An 18,383-nucleotide genomic window follows, 5' to 3' on the forward strand; every position below is an offset into this window, starting at 1 on the left:
GTCGTATCTTTTTTTGCGTCCTGATGCCGCGCGACAGCAGCTTCTTTAGAGGCTGCTTGTCCGCGGCATTTTTGCGTCCAAAAAACAACATTAAAGGAGCTAACAAAAAACCATGATGGATTTGAAAACCTATGGCTACACAGAAATAGAAGCAATTCAAGGCGGATTATTGCCTGGCAGGGTGACGGAGCTTCGGCGTGAGCGCTTCACGGTCATGACCGAGCGCGGCGAAGTAGCGGCTGTGCTCAAAGGAGCCTTCTATCACAGCGCGGAAACGCGCGTAGACTTTCCGTGCGTCGGTGATTTTGTATTACTGCACTACAACGAGAGCGGAGATTCTCTCATCGTTAGGGTACTGCCCCGCCGCTCCAAGTTTTCACGCGCGGATTACTCAGGGCATGCGGCAGGCTATGCCAAAACCGTGCGGGAACAGGTCGTTGCAACCAACTTTGACTATGTGTTCATCCTTTCTTCTCTGAATTGGGATTTCAACATTACCCGCATCATGCGGTATCTGACACAAGCCAGGCAGAGTGGCGGCCAGCCGGTCATCATTCTGACCAAGGCTGATCTCGCCCCAGATTATAATCTCACGCTCGCAGAAGTCACGCAAAGCATCCCTGATGTGCCGGTTCACGCGATCTGCAGTCATACGGGCCTAGGGATGAACGAACTCGCTCCCTACTTGATGCCTGGTAAAACAGTCGTCTTTCTCGGCATGTCCGGCGTCGGTAAATCGTCTCTGCTAAATGCGTTGATAGAACAGGACGTAATGAAGGTTCAGGCGATCCGGGAGGTCGACAGCCGGGGGCGGCATACGACAACGCACCGTCAACTGTTCATGCTCCCCTCCGGTGCGATGGTCATCGATACGCCGGGAATGCGTGAGCTTGGGCTTTTTGATGCCGACGAAGGCATACGTGCAAGCTTTACCGATGTGGAGGAATGGTTCCTGCAATGCCGATTTACGGATTGCCGCCATCAAGCCGAGCCGGGCTGTGCCATTCTTGCCGCACTTGCCGACGGTTCGTTGCCGCGTGAACGCTGGGAGCATTATGTTGCCCAGCAGCATGAGAACAAGTATGTCCAGGATAAAACGAGCTACCTTATCGACAAGAGGGCTCGAAACAAGACGATCGCCATGTGGAGCAAGCAAACGAAGAAAAACGGAGGATGGAAGAAATGAATATTAAATTCGAAACGCTGATCAATGCCTTAAGCCGACGATTCAAGAAGGATATCATCTCGGCAGACTATCAAACCATGCCGTTACAGGGCGGAACTGTGGGAAATGTGCAACTGGTAACGGGGATCGCCGAAACCGCGGATGGCGACAAATTGCCGTACCGCATCGTGCTGAAAATCCAGAAGAAATGGGAGCGTTACGGCGATCCGGGTTCATGGCGACGGGAATATGATCTCTATGCGTCTGACTTGGAAGCGACGTTCTCGGATACCTTCCGCTGGCCGACATGTTATCACGCCGAGATCAATGCCGAAGAAACAGAATTCGAGCTGTGGCTGGAATATATCGATGGCGTAACCGGTTTAGACTTGACCGGTGACATGTATGAACAGGCCGCGCTGGAGTTAGGACGCTATCAAGGCAAACTGTATGCGGAGCAGCCCGATGTGCTGCAGAGCCTGAACAACCTGAGCCATGCGGATCTCATGAAGAATACGTATCTGCATTACCGCTCATGGCCGGTCGTCTACGATTATATACGCTCGGAGGACTGCGAATTCCCGCAGCACGTGCGGCAAATGCTCATCGACATCGATGAGCACGCAGACGAGATACTCGCCCGCATCGAAAAATTGCCCCTCGTGCTATGCCACCGGGACTTCTGGGTGACCAACCTGATCTATGCCGACGGAAAAATCGCGATCATCGACTGGGATACATCCGGATGGGGCTACCTGGGCGAAGATCTCGCAAGCCTGATTGCGGATGAAGCGGATGTCGATCACATGGTCGAATACTACCAGCGATGTGTCCCCGCGTATTACAAAGGCTTTTCGGAGTATGCGGATGTATCCCCAATCGCCGATGATTGCGTCTACGAGATGATTCTTCTCGTATTCGGGTACAGGCTTGTGGAGTGGTATCTCCACACAGAGGACGATGATGAGAAGACGAAGCATGTCCATACGCTCCAAAAAATCTATGAAATGAAGAACAGCCCTGCGCAGGGTTGACTCTAAAAAAGAATTCCGAAAACCCTTGAATGTAGTGGGTTTTCGGAATTCTTTCATTACTCCCATTCGATCGTCGCCGGCGGCTTGCTGGTGATGTCGTAGAACGACGTGAGGCACTCCAGTCGGCGAATCGAAAGTGGGATTGGGCATGCATCCAAAAATCGAAGTCTGAGGCGATTATCGCTGTCGATTACATTTCACCCTCCATATAATGCCCCTAGGGAGGTGACGTGAATGGCGAAAACTGTACAGCCGATAACTATTGGAGCGAATAGTATTGCAAAGATCGGCAACCAATTTTTCCTAATTGTTGAAGTGGAGGCTAAGGCACCTGGGGTTGAAATTGACCCGGTATTTGCCGTCCGAACGACTGCCAAACAAGCTGCGAGCCTCATTCGTGCAGGCGTGATGCGGACCATCTTTCGAGATACGCCTCCAAAACCGAGTGCTGGAAAGAAAGTTGAGTTGAAAGGCGTATTGTTTGCTAATAATCGGATTTTTTCAGTCTTTGACGTTGAAAACTCGACAGACGTTTCTGTTTTAGTAAGAATAAACCGTGACGAAGCAAATAAGCTTATCCGAGGCGGTGCACGCATCATCAAAGTAATAAGAAAGCCATTTTAAGCCTCCAATGAAAAGCGATCATTTTTGATTTAATCATCCATGATACAGATATTTGCGAAGGGGCTGTCCAATAAGTCCCCAAAATAAAAAGTTGGACGGGAAAACGTCATGTTTTCCGTCCAACTTTTTTTGTTCTGTCGCTTTTGCAGGAAAGTGGCTGAGCGGATGCCCGCCACCTTCAGTAGATTGTGGGCCAAAGCCACAATCCCAAATTCGGTGTGAACCTTCTCCATCCCTCGCAAGGAGAAGCGACGGAACGAGCGATTGCCCTTGATGTGACCGAATACGCTTTCTACCTCGACTTTACGCCGAGCATAGATCGCAGATCTCTCGTCATCCTCAAGGGCTTTCTTGGCCTTTGCTTTTAACTCTTCCCAGATTGTATTCCAGTGTACCTGGCGGTTCCCCTTGGCCTTGGTGCAGCTTGCCTTGAGTGGACAATCACTGCAATCTTCACATTCATAAATCTTAAAGCTTTGCTCCAGGCCAGACGCGTTTTTCTTCATTTGGTATTTCTTAAAGCGAACGTACTGGCCATTCGGGCAAATAAATCGGTCATCTTGCTCTTCATACGTCCAATTGGAGGCATGTCGGATGTCCTTCTTGTAGCGACGCGCTTTCTCTTTCATATAACTGCCGTAAGGAATGAGAAAATCAAAACGAGGCTCTTTTTCTTCGCCCACCGCATACAAGTAATTTTCCTCGCTGCCATAGCCTGCATCGGCAATCACCGTTTTCGGCATCGGCAAAGCAGACGCAGCCAATCGCTCCATATGGGGGATGAAGCAACGTGTATCTGTAGGTCGCTGATGAAGGCTGTAAAACAAAATGAACTGGTTTTCTGTCGCTATTTGCACATTGTAACCCGGTTTCAGTTGACCATTCTTCATGTGGTCTTCCTTCATCCGCATAAACGTGGCATCTGGATCAGTTTTGGAGTAGCTGTTGCGATTGCCAAAGCAGGCTTTCTGCTGCTCATACTTGGCGAGCCGCGGAAGAAAGTCCTCCCAAATTTGTTTCAGTGGCTGCTTCAGGGCACTGCGCTCTTTGCGTAAGGCTTTTCTCGCTCCGCTGTCGTTTGCCTGAGCCATTTGTTCGGTGAAATCCTCCACTTTTTCTTCCAGTAGGGCGGCTGCTTCTTCGAGTCTTACAGGAAGTTCATCCGGGGCTGCCGCCGCGTATTCGTCGGCTTCTTGCTGTGTGAGCGTATGAATATGCGCAAGGGTCGCCTGTACCTTTTCCTTGAGCTTCTCTTCAAAGTGAAGGGTGGATTTTTTCCACACAAAAGAATACTTGTTAGCATCAGCTTCGATCTTCGTGCCGTCTAAAAAGTAGTTCTCCATCGTGATGTAATTGTCTGCGATGAGCTTTTGGATCATTGTTTCAAACAGCTCGTCCATAAATGCTTTCATACGCACGCCACGGAAGTCGTTCAAGGTACGGAAGTCGGGCTGTTGCATCGCCGCCAGCCACATCGCCGGGAGGTTCTCTTGCAGCAGCTTTTCAATGCCTCGGCAAGAGTAAACCTTTTGCGAGTAACCGTAAAGGATCACCTTGAGCATCATTTTGGGATGGTAGGGACTGCGGCCTCCGCCTGTGTAGTGGGCAAACAGTTGCTGATCTGGAATGGATTCGATCATTTCATCAATGACATGTGCCACATGGTGGTCAGGAATGAATAGTTCCAAATTCAGAATCATCTGAGCTTGCTTGTTATCGTACGGCTTGAAGGTAGGGGCAAGATTTCGTTTAGGTATCACTTTTTCTTCCACATCCTCTAGAGGAAGTGTCACTTGCATGGTATACTGTTCGGTAGTAGTCGTTAGATTACGCAAAAAAATCGCCCTTTCCTGAGTTGGTTGTGTGGTAACTTCCATTCTACAAGAATTGGCGTTTTTTTTGTTCCTTTTTTTAACATCCAACAAAAACGGGGCGTCCAGCATCAGCTTTTACTGACTTTCTGGACAGCCCCGTTTTTATGTTCGTTTAATTCAAGTCACCATGAAGTATTTCACCCTCAATTTTTCCTTCAGATTGGTATACTTGGTCTGTGAATTGAGCTAATTTGATCTCGCAATGATCTAATTGATTTCTCGCCAAAGGCGCATTAGCACTTCGGAAAATGAGAAAAACAACTGCCGATGATACCCATAGCATTATAAATCGGTTAGAAAACAGTCCAAGCTTGATTAAAGGCTCCCTTTCTGTTGTTATTTGCTGTAGCGGATGATTTATTTTCACGATGCAACTCATTTATGGGGATAAGAAAACCGAAATAGGTGAAAATGATTAATTACTGGACGGTATTCTTTCAAACAGGAGGAATCTAATTGTGGGACATTTAGTCAACTGGTTAGAGCATTACGGATACCTTATTCTTTTTGTTGGCCTCTTTCTTGAAATGCTTGCCTTACCGCTTCCGGGAGAAATACTAATGAGTTATGCGGGTCTTCTTGTTTTTCAAGGGAAGTTGAGTTGGTTCTTCTCCATTTTATCTTCTGGTCTTGGTGCTATATTCGGAATGACACTAGCCTATTGGATCGGTTCGCGATTAGGTACTCCATTTTTCGAAAAATATGGCTCATACATTCATTTGGGAACGGATAAACTTCATAAAGTTTCACACTGGTTTCAAAAGTACGGAAACAAGTTAATATTCATTGCCTTTTTCATTCCTGGAGTTCGCCATATCACGGGTTATTTTTCCGGTGTGACACGTATTTCGTTTCGAAAATATGCTCTTTTTGCTTATAGCGGCGCTTTCTTCTGGACTACTACCTTTATCTCCTTCGGTAAAGTGCTGGGTCCAAAATGGGAGCTGTATCATCATAAATTTAGCAGGTATATGCTTATTGCCGGATTTATCGCGGCAGGCGTCGTTATCGTTTTCTATCTGTATCGGAAGTATAAAGAGTCGTTAACAAGAAAATTGATAAATGCCTTGGAAAAGGGACTTCTACGATTTCAATCCTTAGGTAAAATTCGCTTTTTTATTCTGGCCATGTTCACTTTATTTGTTACCTGTATTTCTCTCATGATCGGTTTAATTCAGGATTATTTAGCGAAGGAGTTTAGCGAGTTTGATGAAATCACTACTTTCATCATTCACAGTATATTTGGTCCAAGCTGGGGCGCATGGATGAATTATTTCACCCTTTTAGGAACCTACTACGTGTTTGTACCAATAATCATCATAACAAGTCTGTGGATTTTGTTTAGGGGGAAAGATCGTTTGCTGGAATTAACATCCTTCGCATGGGTGATAGTAGGTGGAGAAGCGCTGGATGAAGGACTCCGTTTGCTGTTTCATCGCATTGGACCTGCCTCCATTGGCTCTAATTCGCCTTATACCTTTCCAAGCGAGCAAACGTTAATATCTATGACGGTATGCGGATTTGCAGCTTATTTATTAATTCGGCATTACGGCAATGCTTTAATTCGGGCAGTAGCAATATTCTTTGTTGTTTTCCTATGTTTGCTTGTAGGCATAAGTCGCGTCTACTTTAACATACAGTATCCAAGTGATGTTGTTTCTGGTTATGTATTTGGTGGGGCGTGGCTGAGCCTAAATATCATTCAATTAGAAGTTTTTCGGATACTTAAAAAAGATGCGAAATAACAATTCGTTGGGATTTAGCCACTGATTGCGAGGGATTCTTCGACCCGGAGTTGCCCAGGATCGGGAGTGTATCAGACGGCACGATCTCGACAAACGTAATGCTTACGTTTTGCCCCTGTTCCATCTTCGGCTTGCCATTTGTTTCGGGAGCTTAAGGTTTTTAGCGATTGCCTTATCGTCCTCAACCAAAAATATTCGTAGCATTAGCCAGACCTCCGTTTCCTTATCCATACTTGATAGTCCATTCCGAAAATTTCTTACTCGCCGCTTATGACAAAAAAACCGCATCCGTCAGACGCGGTTGTATCTCGTTGCATGCACGGGAATCAGCGTACTTCCAGCCACTTGCGGATCACTTCGGCAAGCTGCTCCTTCTTGGCTATCACATCCGCCATATTTTTCAGCTTAACCGTTGCGCGGTCGGCGGCGGCCCATTTCAGCAAACCTGTCGTATCGTCAATCAAAGGCTCGTTGCCCGCCCGTTCCTTCACTTTCGCTCCGCAGTGAAACACGAGTAGAAATCCGTCTTTCCCCCGCAAATTGAATGTCACGCGGTCCTCACCTTGATAGCGGTAGCTGGGTGCGTTCCATTTGATATACAGCCAATCCTGAACTAACACCGGAAGTCCCAATTAGCGGTGCCGAAGCATTCAACCACTATATTGAGCACACCCTCCCATTTCTCCGTGAAAGCGGAGGTGAAATCGTGTTTCTTGGCGATGGCGGAGAGTTTCTTATCGGACCCGAGGACGAGAAATGGGATCTTGTCATGCTTGTCCGCCAGTGCAGCGCGCAGTCATTTCTAGCTTTTTCAAGTCATCAAGACTACCTGGCCGGTATCGGTCACCGGACTGCAGCGATAGAAGATTCACGCCTTCTGCCTATGGCAGAACTTCCGAAACCGAATTAATTAAAGGAGAAAATACCATGAACATTCTGAAAGTTAACGGTGTTGAATTGGCCTATGACAGTTTCGGTAACGAAACTGACGAGGCTATTATCCTAATCGCCGGTCTTGGAACCCAGATGATTCGATGGACGGGTCCATTTTGTCGGATATTAGCAGCGCGGGGCTTTCGCGTAATTCGCTTTGACAATCGGGACGTAGGTTGCTCGACACATTTTAGCCATTATCCGGCGCTGGATTTTGACGCACTGGCAACTGCTCTCATGTCGGGAAAGCGACCGGACATCCCTTACACTCTCGATGACATGGCAGCCGACGCTATCGGACTGCTCGACGCCCTTTCAATTGACCGGGCACATTTCGTTGGCAGGTCGATGGGCGGAATGATCGCCCAGATTGCAGCCAGTGGTTACCCTGAACGGGTGTTATCACTCACCTCCATTATGTCTAGTTCCGGTAATCCCGCCCTTCCGCAAGCTTCCCAGGAAATCATGGCGATGATGACTACACCGGCGCCGAACCCCTTTGAGGATGAAGCTGGATTTTTGGCGCACAGTCTCTCTTTTGCCAAACGTATCGCCGGCACTGGCTATCCGTTTGAAGAAGACGCTTATCGTACGCTCATTCTGGAGGAAGTCCAGCGAGCCTACGATCCAGGCAGTATCGGGCGACAAATTGCTGCGATCGCTGTCTCCGGTGATCGTCGTCCACGGCTGGCGACCATTAAAGTACCAGCTCTTGTCATTCATGGGGCGGACGATCCCCTGTTCGTCCCAGCATGTGGCGAGGACACGGCTTCTGCCATCCCGGGCGCCGAGCTAATGTTGATTGACGGCATGGGACACGACCTGCCGCACCAACTGTATAAAGTAACCGCTGATGGCATAGAGCGAACGGCTCGTCGCAATTGACACGCGCTTTCTGAATAGCAACCAGCCGGAGTCCCGCGGTGCCCAGGCCTAGGGGCGCAGCGCTGATCCATTTGCGCTCTTGGGGTTGGAAGCGGCGGTGCTCTTGGAACGGTTGTTAAAGCAGCTCCATTTGAACGTATATGTGGAAACGATCGAATAAGCGCCGGTTTAGATTGGTTCCAGTCTACATGTCCAGCGATCATATACTTTTAGAACGTCAACAGGGTAGGCAGCGCTCTTTCCGTGACTCGATCTCCTTCGGGTGCTAGTGTTCCAGATTTAAGGACGCAGTTCATCCACGCCCGCATTGTATTCCTTACGGCGGGAACCGATCAGGCTCCGCCGCCTGTACTCCTCGGGCGTAATGCCGTTCTGCTTTTTGAAAAAGCGAATAAACGCCATACTGGAATGATAGCCCGTCTTCTCTGCGATATCCTGAATTTTCATCGCGGGCCGCTGCAGCAGTTCCTTCGCCTTTGCGTTCCGAATGTCCGCGATGTAGTCCGACAACGCTTCTCCCGTCGTCTGCTTATAGAATCGGGAGAAGTAGGACGGATTGAAATTGACGTGCGCCGCCAGTGTGGCCAAGGACAAATCATCCGCTAGATGCGTTTCGATATACGCATGGACTTTGTCGATAAAATCATGCGCATTCACGTTCATCGCGCTCCGCTTGAACTCGAAAATCGACGCGGCTAAGTCCCGAAAGCGGCCCTCGATCGTCCTCCACGAGCTTTCCTCGCCAGACTGGATGCGCTTGTACAGCGCCCGTAGTAGGGTCAACTCGTTCTGCAGCCCGCAAGCCGCCAGGCTCGGGACGTAAACGACGTTGAGCGCATGCAAGCATTCGAGCTTGTGCATATACCCTGTCTCGTCGCCGAGCAGGAACGTGCTCAGCTCGCCGAACAGCTTATCGAACTCGGCTTCGCGCCCGCTCTCCAAGTAGTCGCCCAGCAAGCGAACTTTATGCAACTGAAAATAGGCTTTGCCCGCCTGTCCAGACGTTTCCTCCGCTATCGGTTCCGTGGAGCCGGCTTGCTTTCGCTCGGCCGCAAGCCCCAGCTCGCGAAGCGTGCCGCGGACAGCTTCCGACCCGAACGGCACGTCACGCATGGCGCCCCCTCCGTCGGCATCCAGCAGTTCCCGGTACGCTTGCTGAATCAAGCTTCTGGCCACGTTTTCTTCATTCAGGCTATTGATCGCCCTTTCGATCGTCCGGATGATTTTTCGGTCGTCCTCGACCTTGAGAATATATTCAAACCCGCCCAGCGACATCGCGCTGCGGACATATTCGAAATCGTCGTATGCCGTTAGGAAGACGACTTTGCAATGCGGCCAGTGGAGCCGTATCTCCTTCAGCAAGTCGATCCCTTCCATACCGGGCATCCTTATGTCGCTCAGCACGATGTCGATCCGCTTGCTCCGCAAAATATCAAGCGCCGTCGAGCCGGAACACGCCTTATACAGTTCGACGTTCAGATGAACTGCTCCCCGCAGCAGTCCCTCAAGCCCGTCCGCCACGATCGGCATGTCGTCAACGATCAGTAACCGGTACATCGGCATCCTCCTCATACCATGGCCTTAGTTTAATTTGCACGTGCAGCCCGCCAAGCAGCGAGCGGTCGAACACGATGCCGCAGTCTTCCCCGTACCGCAGCTGTATGCGCCGGTGAACGTTCGTGATGCCATTTGATTCCCCAAGTTCGTCTTCGCCCTGTCCCAGCCAGCCGTTCAAGCGCTCGATCGTCCAGTCGTCCAGCATGCTCCCGTTATCCTCCACGTGCACGAACAAAACGTCTCCATCCTTCTCCATATGAATCCATAGAAAGCCTTTATGCTCCTGCTTCTCGAATACATGCTTATATGCGTTCTCGATAATCGGCTGTAGCACGAGACGGATGACCGTTCCGCCTTCGTCCAGCCAGTCGGGAACCTCGAATTCGACCCGAACCCGCTCCCCGACACAGACAGACTGGATATCGAGGTAGGTTTGGGCGTGCTTGATCTCGAGCGCGAGCGGAATTTCATCGACCCGATCACGTGTCACATACTGGAAATAATTCCCCATGTATGTGCAAAATTGATATGCCCGCTCCGTGTCAACCGTCTTGATCAGCCGGCACAGGACGAAAAAGCAATTGTACAGAAAATGCGGGTTGATCTGTGATTGCAGCCGTTTCAATTCGGACCGTTGGCTGCGAATTTTCTGCTCGTACACTTCCTGAATCAGGCTTTTCAAGCGTTCGACCATGTCGTTGAAGCCCCGGTATAAAAACCCGAATTCGTCTTTCCGATTCTCCGGCAAAGTCGGGTACGTCGGCATGTCCCCCATTCTATTGAAGGTGCGGACGAGTTTGTTCATCGGTCGACGAATGACGTTGTTGATCGAATAAGAGAACAGGATGATGATCAACACGGAAGCGGCGGACATGACCCAGAACCATTTTTTGAGCGTCGTCAGAGCGCCCAGCACGTATGTTTCGGGTGTGAACGTGACCAAATAAGAATTGATCGCCGGCGAAAAACGGTACGAGACGATCATTCGCTTGCCGTCCATGGACATCGTCGACATCCCGTTCCGATCCCCTTTGTCCTGGTGGATTTGCAAAAATCGCTTTAACTCCTCGACATTGGAAGCGCTAACATAATTAGAAACCGACCAATCCTGCTTCAGATTAATCAGCGCTGCACTCCCTTCGCCCGGGGTAACGACGGTAGCCAACATGTCGTTGACCTGTTTGATCGAAAGCTCGATGCCGAGGACGAAGATCGGCTTGCGCTTCGCGTTCGATGGATAGTCGAGGGCGAGGAACAGCCGATTATCCCAATATATGAGCGGCCCGCCGCTTTTTTGTCGTTGCAGCGCCTCGAATTCCGGCAGATCGATGTTTGCATCGTAGTTCGTGCTGGAGACGGTTCGGCCGATCAGCGGAATGTAGGCTTTGGCGTCGGCGATGAACAGGCTCGAGTATTTCATCAAGTAGAGTCGCCTCTGTAAGGCGTTGACAAGCTCCAGCCGCTCGTATTCGCTGATCTGGTTGCCGATCGCGCTCAGCTTCCGCAGGTCTTGATCGACGACATATTCCGGCATAGAGGCGGAAATCCGGTCGATCTCCCGCTCCAGCATGTTCATGAAGTAGTCGGTGCGCGCCTTGATCGATTCGGTCATTTCGTTCCGGATGCCCTCGGAGCCTTTTTTGATAATGCTGAGCGTGATCAAGTACAGTGGTGCGATCACGAGGAAAAACGTAAGAAACAGCTTCAAAAAAATCGAAGGATTTTTCAGTTTCTCGATCAGCTTCATTTGCGTTGCACCGCCTCCGTCTAGATATTGTCTTCTTTAATAGTTGCACATTTTAGGCGGTTTCGGCAAAGGGAACATTTTATGGACATCAGAGCAAACAAAAAAACAAAATAAGAGGAAGGGACCTCTTATTTTTCAACATATCAAAAAGTATAAACTTCCGGGGTCCCCACAAAGTAATCGGAATAAGCTTCAAAAGCTACACGTCACTTTGTGAGGTTATTTTATGCACTTTATTCTTTTACGCTCCCCATGACGATCCCTTTAATGAAGAACCGCTGCAGGAAGGGATAGACGATCAGAATGGGAAAAGCGGCGATAAAAATTTGCGCGGCCGTGCTCGTTCGGTCGGACAGCTGCCGCAAAATATCCAGCTCATCCGAGGAAATGAACCGAAAATCCTTCTTAATGATGATGGTCTGCAGGAACGTCTGCAGCGGGTAATTCTCGGGACGGTTCATCAAGATAAGCCCGTCGAACCAGCTGTTCCAGTGTCCCACAATCGTGAATAATCCAATCGTAGCCAGAGCCGGCGTCGATAACGGCAAATAAATTTTGAACAGCGTAACGAAATGGTTCGCCCCGTCGATTTTCGCCGACTCCTCCAGCTCTTTAGGTAGCCCGCGGTAAAAGTTGAGCAGCAGAATGACGTTGAACACCGGTACGGCGCCCGGCAGGACAAGCGCCCAGATCGTATCCATCAGACCGGTCGCCTTGATCGTCATGTACCACGGAATGAGGCCCCCGCTGAACAAGATTGTGATGACGCAATACCAGGCATAGGCGGTGCGGAATTTGAATTGCGACGCTTCTTTCGATAACGGATATGCGGCCAGCACCGTAAGCAGCATGCTGATGGAAGTACCGAGCACCACCCGTTTGAGCGTCACCATGAACGCTGTAATATATTGCGGCTTGCTTATAATATTTTGGTAAGCGACGGTCGTAAACTCGACAGGCCACAGCGTCACTTTCCCGGCGGCGGCAGCGGAGCCCGAGCTGAATGACAAGGCCAGTATATGAATCATGGGCAAGATGCACATCAAGGAGAGAGCGCCGAGAAACAGGTAGTTGAGCAAGGTGAACGTCAGCCTGCCCGGGGTCGTGCGGGTTATCAATGGGCATCCCCCTTCAGAAAATTCTATAGTTGGCGAATCGGTAGGCGAGGAAATAAGACAACGAAATAAATATGAGAGACACGACCGATTTAAATAGTCCTACGGCCGTCGCCAAGCCATATTGAAACTGTTCCAGGCCCAATCTGTAAACGAGCGTGTCGATAATGTCGCCGCTCTCGTACACTTGCGGGCTGTACAGGTTGAAAATCTGGTCGAAGCCGGCGTTCAGCACGTTCCCCAGACTCAAGGTCGCAAGCAAGATGATTACGGGCATAATTCCAGGTAGCGTAATATGCCAAGTTTGTTTCCACCGGTTAGCACCGTCCATTTCAGCAGCTTCGTACAGCGATGGATTAATGCTCGTCAACGCGGCCAAATAAACGATCGTGCCGAAGCCGAATTCCTTCCATACGTCGGAAAACACGATAACCACCGGAAACCAATGATTGCTCCCAAGAAAATAGATCGGATTGATGCCGACAAAGCTGAGCGCTTGGTTGACGATCCCCGTCGACGGCGACAAAATATCGATCAAAATGCCGCCGAGCAGCACCCACGAAAGGAAGTGCGGCAAATAGACGAGCGTTTGAAACACCCGCTTGAACAATTGCTTCCGAATTTCATTCAGCAGAATGGCGACGACGATCGGCACGATCAGGCCGACGATCATTTTCATGATCGCGATGCTGACTGTATTGTACATGATGCGTCCGATATCGGGATATTCGAGGAGCAGCTGGAAATTTTTCCAACCGACCTTCGGAGAATGCAAAACCCCTTTGGCCGGCATGAATTTTTCGAAAGCGATCGTAATGCCGACCATCGGAATGTAACTGTAAATAAACAGAAGCACCACGCTCGGCAAAATCATTAGATGCAAAGGCCATTCCCTTATCCATCGTTTTTTTAGCATTCTTCCACCACCACATGTTACAGGATAAAGACGGCAGGAGGGATAACCCCCCTGCTATGTCGGACCGCCTGTGTTGCCACATAAAGCCATTCTTACTTCTGCTTCGCGTACCAGTCATTGACTTCTTGCGTGATTTTGTCGCCACCGAGGCTCTTCCATTCGGCCACGAACTTGTCGAACTCGTCGATGGACACTTGGCCCATGATGATTTTGGTGAACGTTTCTTGTTCCTTCGCGTCGAGGATCGACTTTTTGTCCTGCATCGTCTCGGTAGGCGCGCCGAAGAACTCGTCTGGCTGATACCGATTTTCCTGCAAATACTGATTCATGATCGAGAATGAACCGCCCGGTTTAGCGATCATCCAGTGTAACCAGCCGCTCACATCGCCGTTCAAGTAGTGCAGCGAGGTATCATACCGGTTCGTCCAATCCGGATCACCTTTCAGAAGGCTCGGATCTTTCTCCTGGATCGCTTTCGGCAGCACGGCACCGGCTTGCACGTTTCCGTCCTGTGAATAGAGGCGGATCGGGTTGATTTTGAAGTACAGGTTCCCGTTTTCTTTCAGCCCTTTGCCGTTCATGTACAAGTTCCGCTCATCCGTCACGCCGTTTGAGTTGATTTTAACCCATTGGTTCAAAATTTGGATAACGGCTTCCGGGTTCTTGCAATTCTTCGAGATGACGACGTACCCGTTCAAACCGAGACCGACCTGGGATTTGGCAGGCGATCCGTCGATCGACGGCAGGCCGTACACTTCCCATTCCTGCACCTGCTTGCCGTCTTTGATCACCGCTTTCTCAAGCGGCCATGCGCTCAGCCAAAATTCACCGTAGGCCATCCCGATTTGGTTGCCGGCAACCAGTTCGTTCTCTTTGTCCACATCCTTCGTGCCGAACTCCGGATCGATTTGACCCGACTTATACATGTCTTGTAACTGCTTCAACGCGGTTTTCATTTGCGGCTGGATGCTGCCGTAGACCAGTTTGCCGTCAGCGTCTTTCTGCCACGTCTGCGGATAAGCATGATAGCCGTTGAAGAAGCCGGTTAGTCCGTATGTTCCGTACAAGTCCTTGTTCATCGCCATTCCGAAAGACTTGCCCGCTGCGCCTCCAGGGTTCTGCTTCGCGAATGCCTCGGAAATGTTCAGCACGTCCTGCATCGTTTTTGGTTCCGGCAAGTTGAGCTTCTTCAGCCAATCCTTGCGCACCCATAAGTAATAGGAAGAGTTATATGGACTGTCCGCGAGCGGAATCGCCATTAGCTTGCCGTCAGATTTCGCCGACTTCATCTGGTTCCCGCCGTCTTTCGTAAACCAGGCTTTGGTTTCCGGAGTGGCGTATTTATCGAATACGTCGCTAATATCCATAATCATATCCGAGTCGATCAACTGCTGCAGTTGCATCTGGTCGCCTACCGAGAAGAAGTCGGGAATGTCGTTCGACGCGATCATCATGTTGAGCTTCTGATTAAACTGTTTCGAGTCGGCTACCCAAAGGTTCTTGATGTGAATGCCCAAATCTTTCTCATAGGCGTCATATACGGCATTCTTGTCCATCGACTCCCCTGGATCCCACTTGATGTCGGATGGGTTCGAGCGAACCGTCGTCAATTCCACGATTCCTTTGGTGGAATCGGACGGCGGCGCCGATGCCGAAGATGAATCGCTTGGCGACACTTTCGAGCCGGAACTGGAGTTACTGCACGCACTTACAAGGACAAGCGCGCTGCACATGATGCCGAAAGTCATTGATTTTAGCCATGTTCCCACTTTGAATACCCCCTATAATATTAGGTCTCTAATGAATACGCTTTCATAATGATTATAAGCCCGCCGTTCGGCCGCAATCCATCTACAAGTTTTTACTTTGTATACCATTTGATACTTCTTTACTTTGTTGCTAAAGAACGCCCCGATGATTTCAGAAGACCTTCATATGCCTGCGCACAATCTCCCCAAAGCTTGGGGTCTATTCGGTAATAGAACCAATGTTCTTGTCCTTTACGGCAAAACATGGTCATTGGAAGCAGGTGGGAGAACAGTTTTTGTTACGGGATCTTGTCCCTTAAAGCCGCACGTTCTCCCGGCTACCGCCATCTTAAAGCACCTACGAAAATAAGCCAACCAGAAATCTCTGGCTGACCTAATAATACGAAAAAGCCGCAACTACGCGACTTTTAAGTATATAGTTCTTGTCACACAACATTTTTTCGATCATTGTCGACTTCCCAGTATTTTCCTATTGGCAATTTGCTGTTGCCGAACCCTGCCTGTCATCTAAATACTTTTGTATTATTAGTTATTATTATTCGTAACTTGATTAACGATGTTTTGAGTTGCTTTCTGAGTTTTATTCGCGACATTTTTCGCGGCATCCGTCGTCGATTTAATCGCATTTTGAGCTGCATTCGTTGCGGTGTTTATAGCATTTCCTATGGCATTGGTATTTGTTTGTCCTATATTTTGTTTATTATTATTCTGGGTTCGTTGTATGCCCGGTCATGATCGGTTTCGGCCTGCTTCGGTCTATGCGGTCAAAAAACGATCCAACCGCTCGATGATCCGCTCATGCGCCTGCAAAAATACTCCATGTCCGGCGTCCGGCACCATTAAGAGCTGGGCATCCGGGATGCGTTGAGCCAAAGTTTCTGCGTGGGCGGGGGTGAAAATCCAGTCCGCTTCTCCGTGAATGATCAGTGTTGGAACAGAGATGGCAGGCAAACGATCGTTAGAATCGAAGCTTTGATAGGCAGCGTCATGAATGGATGAGGAAGATAGATGCAATCAATACACTCAAAAGCTTCATCTTCAAAAGCGCTGGATTTGGAAGTGCCTCCCCATAGTTCTTTTTTATTTCTGGAGAAGAATACTGTTTATCCAGGAAAGTATAAAAATCATCCTCGTCAATATTCATATATGTAAACTCATTCCGACAGTTCTCAACAGTTCAGAAATTGTCTTTATTTTTTCTGCATACCTACCTATAAATAGATCATAGAGAAAACCATTGGCAAAAAGCCAATGGGTAAGGTTTAGACTTTTATATGAGTGTTATAAGGTTGCTGATAAGGCTATGCAAAAATCTGCATCGTCCATTTAACTTCCTGACGACATGACCGTTTGCGTCAATGTCGTTAGCAATGATTTTTTTATTTTAACGGCTCAAACTACCCGCCAACCGCAAACGTTGACGATAGGGACCGACCGGTATAAAAATCAGCCCCGTTTCATCCCGAGAAGCCGTCCGATAAAGCGCATCGCTGGAATTGGCGTCAAACCCGAGAAGCGGACGTCCTCCCATCCCGAGGGCGGATGCCGCCAGCAATAATCGGTGCACGAGCATCCCTGCTTCCATTTGTTGTATGCGGTATCCCCGCTTGCCGAGCTGCGATTGAAAGAAACTCCTCTTCCCAGCCACATGAAAGCTGAGCGGCACTTGAAACAAATTGATATTGGGCAGCGACATTCCCTCCTGCATCCGTTGCCGGTGATCTCCAAGACTAACCGGCTGCAGCGCATGCGCGGCGTCATCGTACCGATAAGCGCCATCCGGAATGTCATCTACTCCATAGAAACAGCCATATAGGCATACACGCGGTTCCGGCCGCTCATGCGGGCCATCCAGGTCATTGCGATACGAGAAGGAAACCGTCGCTTCCCGAAGCAGAGCTGCAAGCCGGGAAAGAGCGATCGGCTTCAAGATAAATTCCGTCTCGGGCGAGAACCGGTTGCGGCAAACCGTCGCCAAATCATACGACAAGCGCTCTACAGGCGGCAGAGGCAGTGCGAGCGCTTGATCCGGGATTGCTTGTTCATCCCTTACGAACTCTCGAAACGATCGCGCCGAATCCAGTCGGGACGCTTCGCTCATTCGAAGCAGCAACGGATAATCTGCGATTCTCCGTGACCTGACATAGTGATCATGCCTGACAGTCGACAACTCCCGGCACAGCTCGGAGGCGGAAACCGTGTCCTCATCCTCGTTCCCGCTTTCCATCCACCGGATCACCGGATCAGTCGATAACGGGATAACCGCATACACACTCTCCTCTTGTTCTGATAGTCCGAGCAGATGATTGACGGCTTGATCGAGAAATTGAAAATGCACGCTAGACGAAAATCCGAATCGTTTCGCGATTTCAAGCAGCTGTCCGATCAAAATGCCAGCATCTAGTCCCTGCAGCCGGTAGGCAAAATTATTGTATTTGTAAAAATTTTTCCAGTAAACCGTAGATACGAACGCGGCTGCGAAGCAACCGTTCGTGTCGCGGCGATTCCCGAGCGACCTCGCTAAATAATCATCGAAATTTCCTTCGCGCAGCAACGCCAACCGATGATGCGCCGCATCATAATGGTATATGCCGGCAGGCAACTCACCAAGCTTCAGATAGAGATACAGTTCACTCGGATATAGCCCTCCTCCGGAAGGAACGAAGCGCCGGCACATCTGCAAGACGCCTACCGATTCTTTCGATGGTTCCCGTTCCATGACGGATTGGGTCAATTGCGTAAGCCCGAATGCATAGTAAAGGAAATGTCCGATATCGCGAAGGATAGGCACGCCGGTCGTATCCCTGCCTTCGAGCGTTGCCGGCACTTCCCTGGATAGCGGAAACATTGGCAAACCGCGATAAAGCTTGTAAGGAAGTGGTGCGTCATCCCAATCCGTCTCCCAATCCAAGGGCTTGACCTTATCCGGATCATATTGCAAACGGTGAAGAAAAACGTCCAAATTCATAAGACTCATCGCTTTCCTCCTTGTCTTCAACTGCGCCGCCCATAGCCGTGA

Annotated in this window: 15 protein-coding genes; 6 read left to right on the plus strand and 9 right to left on the minus strand. The window is 49.6% G+C overall.

Translation table 11 applies throughout. From position 1 onward, the window contains the following. The first annotated feature begins 112 nt into the window (after window positions 1–112). The 3 genes from rsgA (at window position 113) to L6442_RS15640 (ending at window position 2,823) form a co-directional block, all read left to right on the plus strand. A complete protein-coding gene (gene rsgA, locus L6442_RS15630) occupies window positions 113–1,186 on the plus strand; it encodes a ribosome small subunit-dependent GTPase A (RefSeq protein ID WP_212977887.1) in 1,074 nt (357 codons plus the stop codon). Beyond that, window positions 1,183–2,199: an aminoglycoside phosphotransferase family protein gene (locus L6442_RS15635; protein ID WP_212977886.1), complete on the plus strand. Its 1,017-nt coding sequence runs from the start codon at window positions 1,183–1,185 to the stop codon at window positions 2,197–2,199. Before rsgA ends, L6442_RS15635 begins: the two co-directional genes overlap by 4 nt. A 234-nt stretch (window positions 2,200–2,433) precedes the next feature. Continuing rightward, window positions 2,434–2,823: a hypothetical protein gene (locus L6442_RS15640; RefSeq protein ID WP_194233184.1), complete on the plus strand. Its 390-nt coding sequence runs from the start codon at window positions 2,434–2,436 to the stop codon at window positions 2,821–2,823. Window positions 2,824–2,852: 29 nt separating this feature from the next. Here L6442_RS15640 and L6442_RS15645 read toward each other — a convergent pair whose 3' ends face one another. Continuing rightward, a complete protein-coding gene (locus L6442_RS15645) occupies window positions 2,853–4,748 on the minus strand; it encodes an IS1182 family transposase (RefSeq protein WP_237100333.1) in 1,896 nt (631 codons plus the stop codon). A gap of 407 nt (window positions 4,749–5,155) precedes the next feature. Here L6442_RS15645 and L6442_RS15650 point away from each other — a divergent pair, with 407 nt between their 5' ends. Further along, complete coding sequence (locus tag L6442_RS15650; protein ID WP_212980799.1) at window positions 5,156–6,442, plus strand: bifunctional DedA family/phosphatase PAP2 family protein; 1,287 nt, start codon at window positions 5,156–5,158, stop codon at window positions 6,440–6,442. Between the two features lie 326 nt (window positions 6,443–6,768). Here L6442_RS15650 and L6442_RS15655 read toward each other — a convergent pair whose 3' ends face one another. Further along, window positions 6,769–6,993: a hypothetical protein gene (locus tag L6442_RS15655; protein ID WP_237100334.1), complete on the minus strand. Its 225-nt coding sequence runs from the start codon at window positions 6,991–6,993 to the stop codon at window positions 6,769–6,771. A gap of 155 nt (window positions 6,994–7,148) precedes the next feature. On the opposite strand from L6442_RS15655, the gene L6442_RS15660 reads away from it, so the two are divergent. Both L6442_RS15660 and L6442_RS15665 read left to right on the plus strand, forming a co-directional pair. After that, the gene (locus L6442_RS15660) at window positions 7,149–7,352 is read left to right on the plus strand and encodes a hypothetical protein (protein ID WP_237100335.1); all 204 of its coding nucleotides are present in this window, start codon (window positions 7,149–7,151) and stop codon (window positions 7,350–7,352) included. Window positions 7,353–7,369: 17 nt separating this feature from the next. Continuing rightward, window positions 7,370–8,260, plus strand: a complete 891-nt coding sequence (locus tag L6442_RS15665) for an alpha/beta fold hydrolase (RefSeq protein ID WP_212980797.1) — start codon at window positions 7,370–7,372, stop codon at window positions 8,258–8,260. A 279-nt stretch (window positions 8,261–8,539) separates the two neighbouring features. Here L6442_RS15665 and L6442_RS15670 read toward each other — a convergent pair whose 3' ends face one another. From L6442_RS15670 to L6442_RS15700, 7 genes are all read right to left on the minus strand, one after another. Further along, on the minus strand, window positions 8,540–9,817 hold the full coding sequence (locus L6442_RS15670) for a response regulator (protein ID WP_212980796.1): 1,278 nt from the start codon (window positions 9,815–9,817) through the stop codon (window positions 8,540–8,542). Next, a complete protein-coding gene (locus L6442_RS15675; RefSeq protein WP_212980795.1) occupies window positions 9,795–11,564 on the minus strand; it encodes a sensor histidine kinase in 1,770 nt (589 codons plus the stop codon). Before L6442_RS15675 ends, L6442_RS15670 begins: the two co-directional genes overlap by 23 nt. A 233-nt stretch (window positions 11,565–11,797) precedes the next feature. Next, on the minus strand, window positions 11,798–12,682 hold the full coding sequence (locus L6442_RS15680; protein WP_228101281.1) for a carbohydrate ABC transporter permease: 885 nt from the start codon (window positions 12,680–12,682) through the stop codon (window positions 11,798–11,800). A 13-nt stretch (window positions 12,683–12,695) separates the two neighbouring features. Further along, window positions 12,696–13,595 (minus strand): ABC transporter permease, encoded by a 900-nt coding sequence (locus L6442_RS15685; RefSeq protein ID WP_212980794.1) that lies wholly within the window; start codon window positions 13,593–13,595, stop codon window positions 12,696–12,698. A gap of 92 nt (window positions 13,596–13,687) precedes the next feature. Next, window positions 13,688–15,364: an extracellular solute-binding protein gene (locus tag L6442_RS15690; RefSeq protein WP_237100336.1), complete on the minus strand. Its 1,677-nt coding sequence runs from the start codon at window positions 15,362–15,364 to the stop codon at window positions 13,688–13,690. Window positions 15,365–16,120: 756 nt separating this feature from the next. Further along, a complete protein-coding gene (locus L6442_RS15695; RefSeq protein ID WP_212980793.1) occupies window positions 16,121–16,378 on the minus strand; it encodes an alpha/beta fold hydrolase in 258 nt (85 codons plus the stop codon). A 370-nt stretch (window positions 16,379–16,748) separates the two neighbouring features. Further along, on the minus strand, window positions 16,749–18,341 hold the full coding sequence (locus tag L6442_RS15700; RefSeq protein WP_212980792.1) for a SagB family peptide dehydrogenase: 1,593 nt from the start codon (window positions 18,339–18,341) through the stop codon (window positions 16,749–16,751). Window positions 18,342–18,383: the final 42 nt, after the last annotated feature.

This window comes from Paenibacillus azoreducens, assembly GCF_021654775.1.
In the GTDB taxonomy this organism is placed as follows: domain Bacteria; phylum Bacillota; class Bacilli; order Paenibacillales; family Paenibacillaceae; genus Paenibacillus_AQ; species Paenibacillus_AQ azoreducens.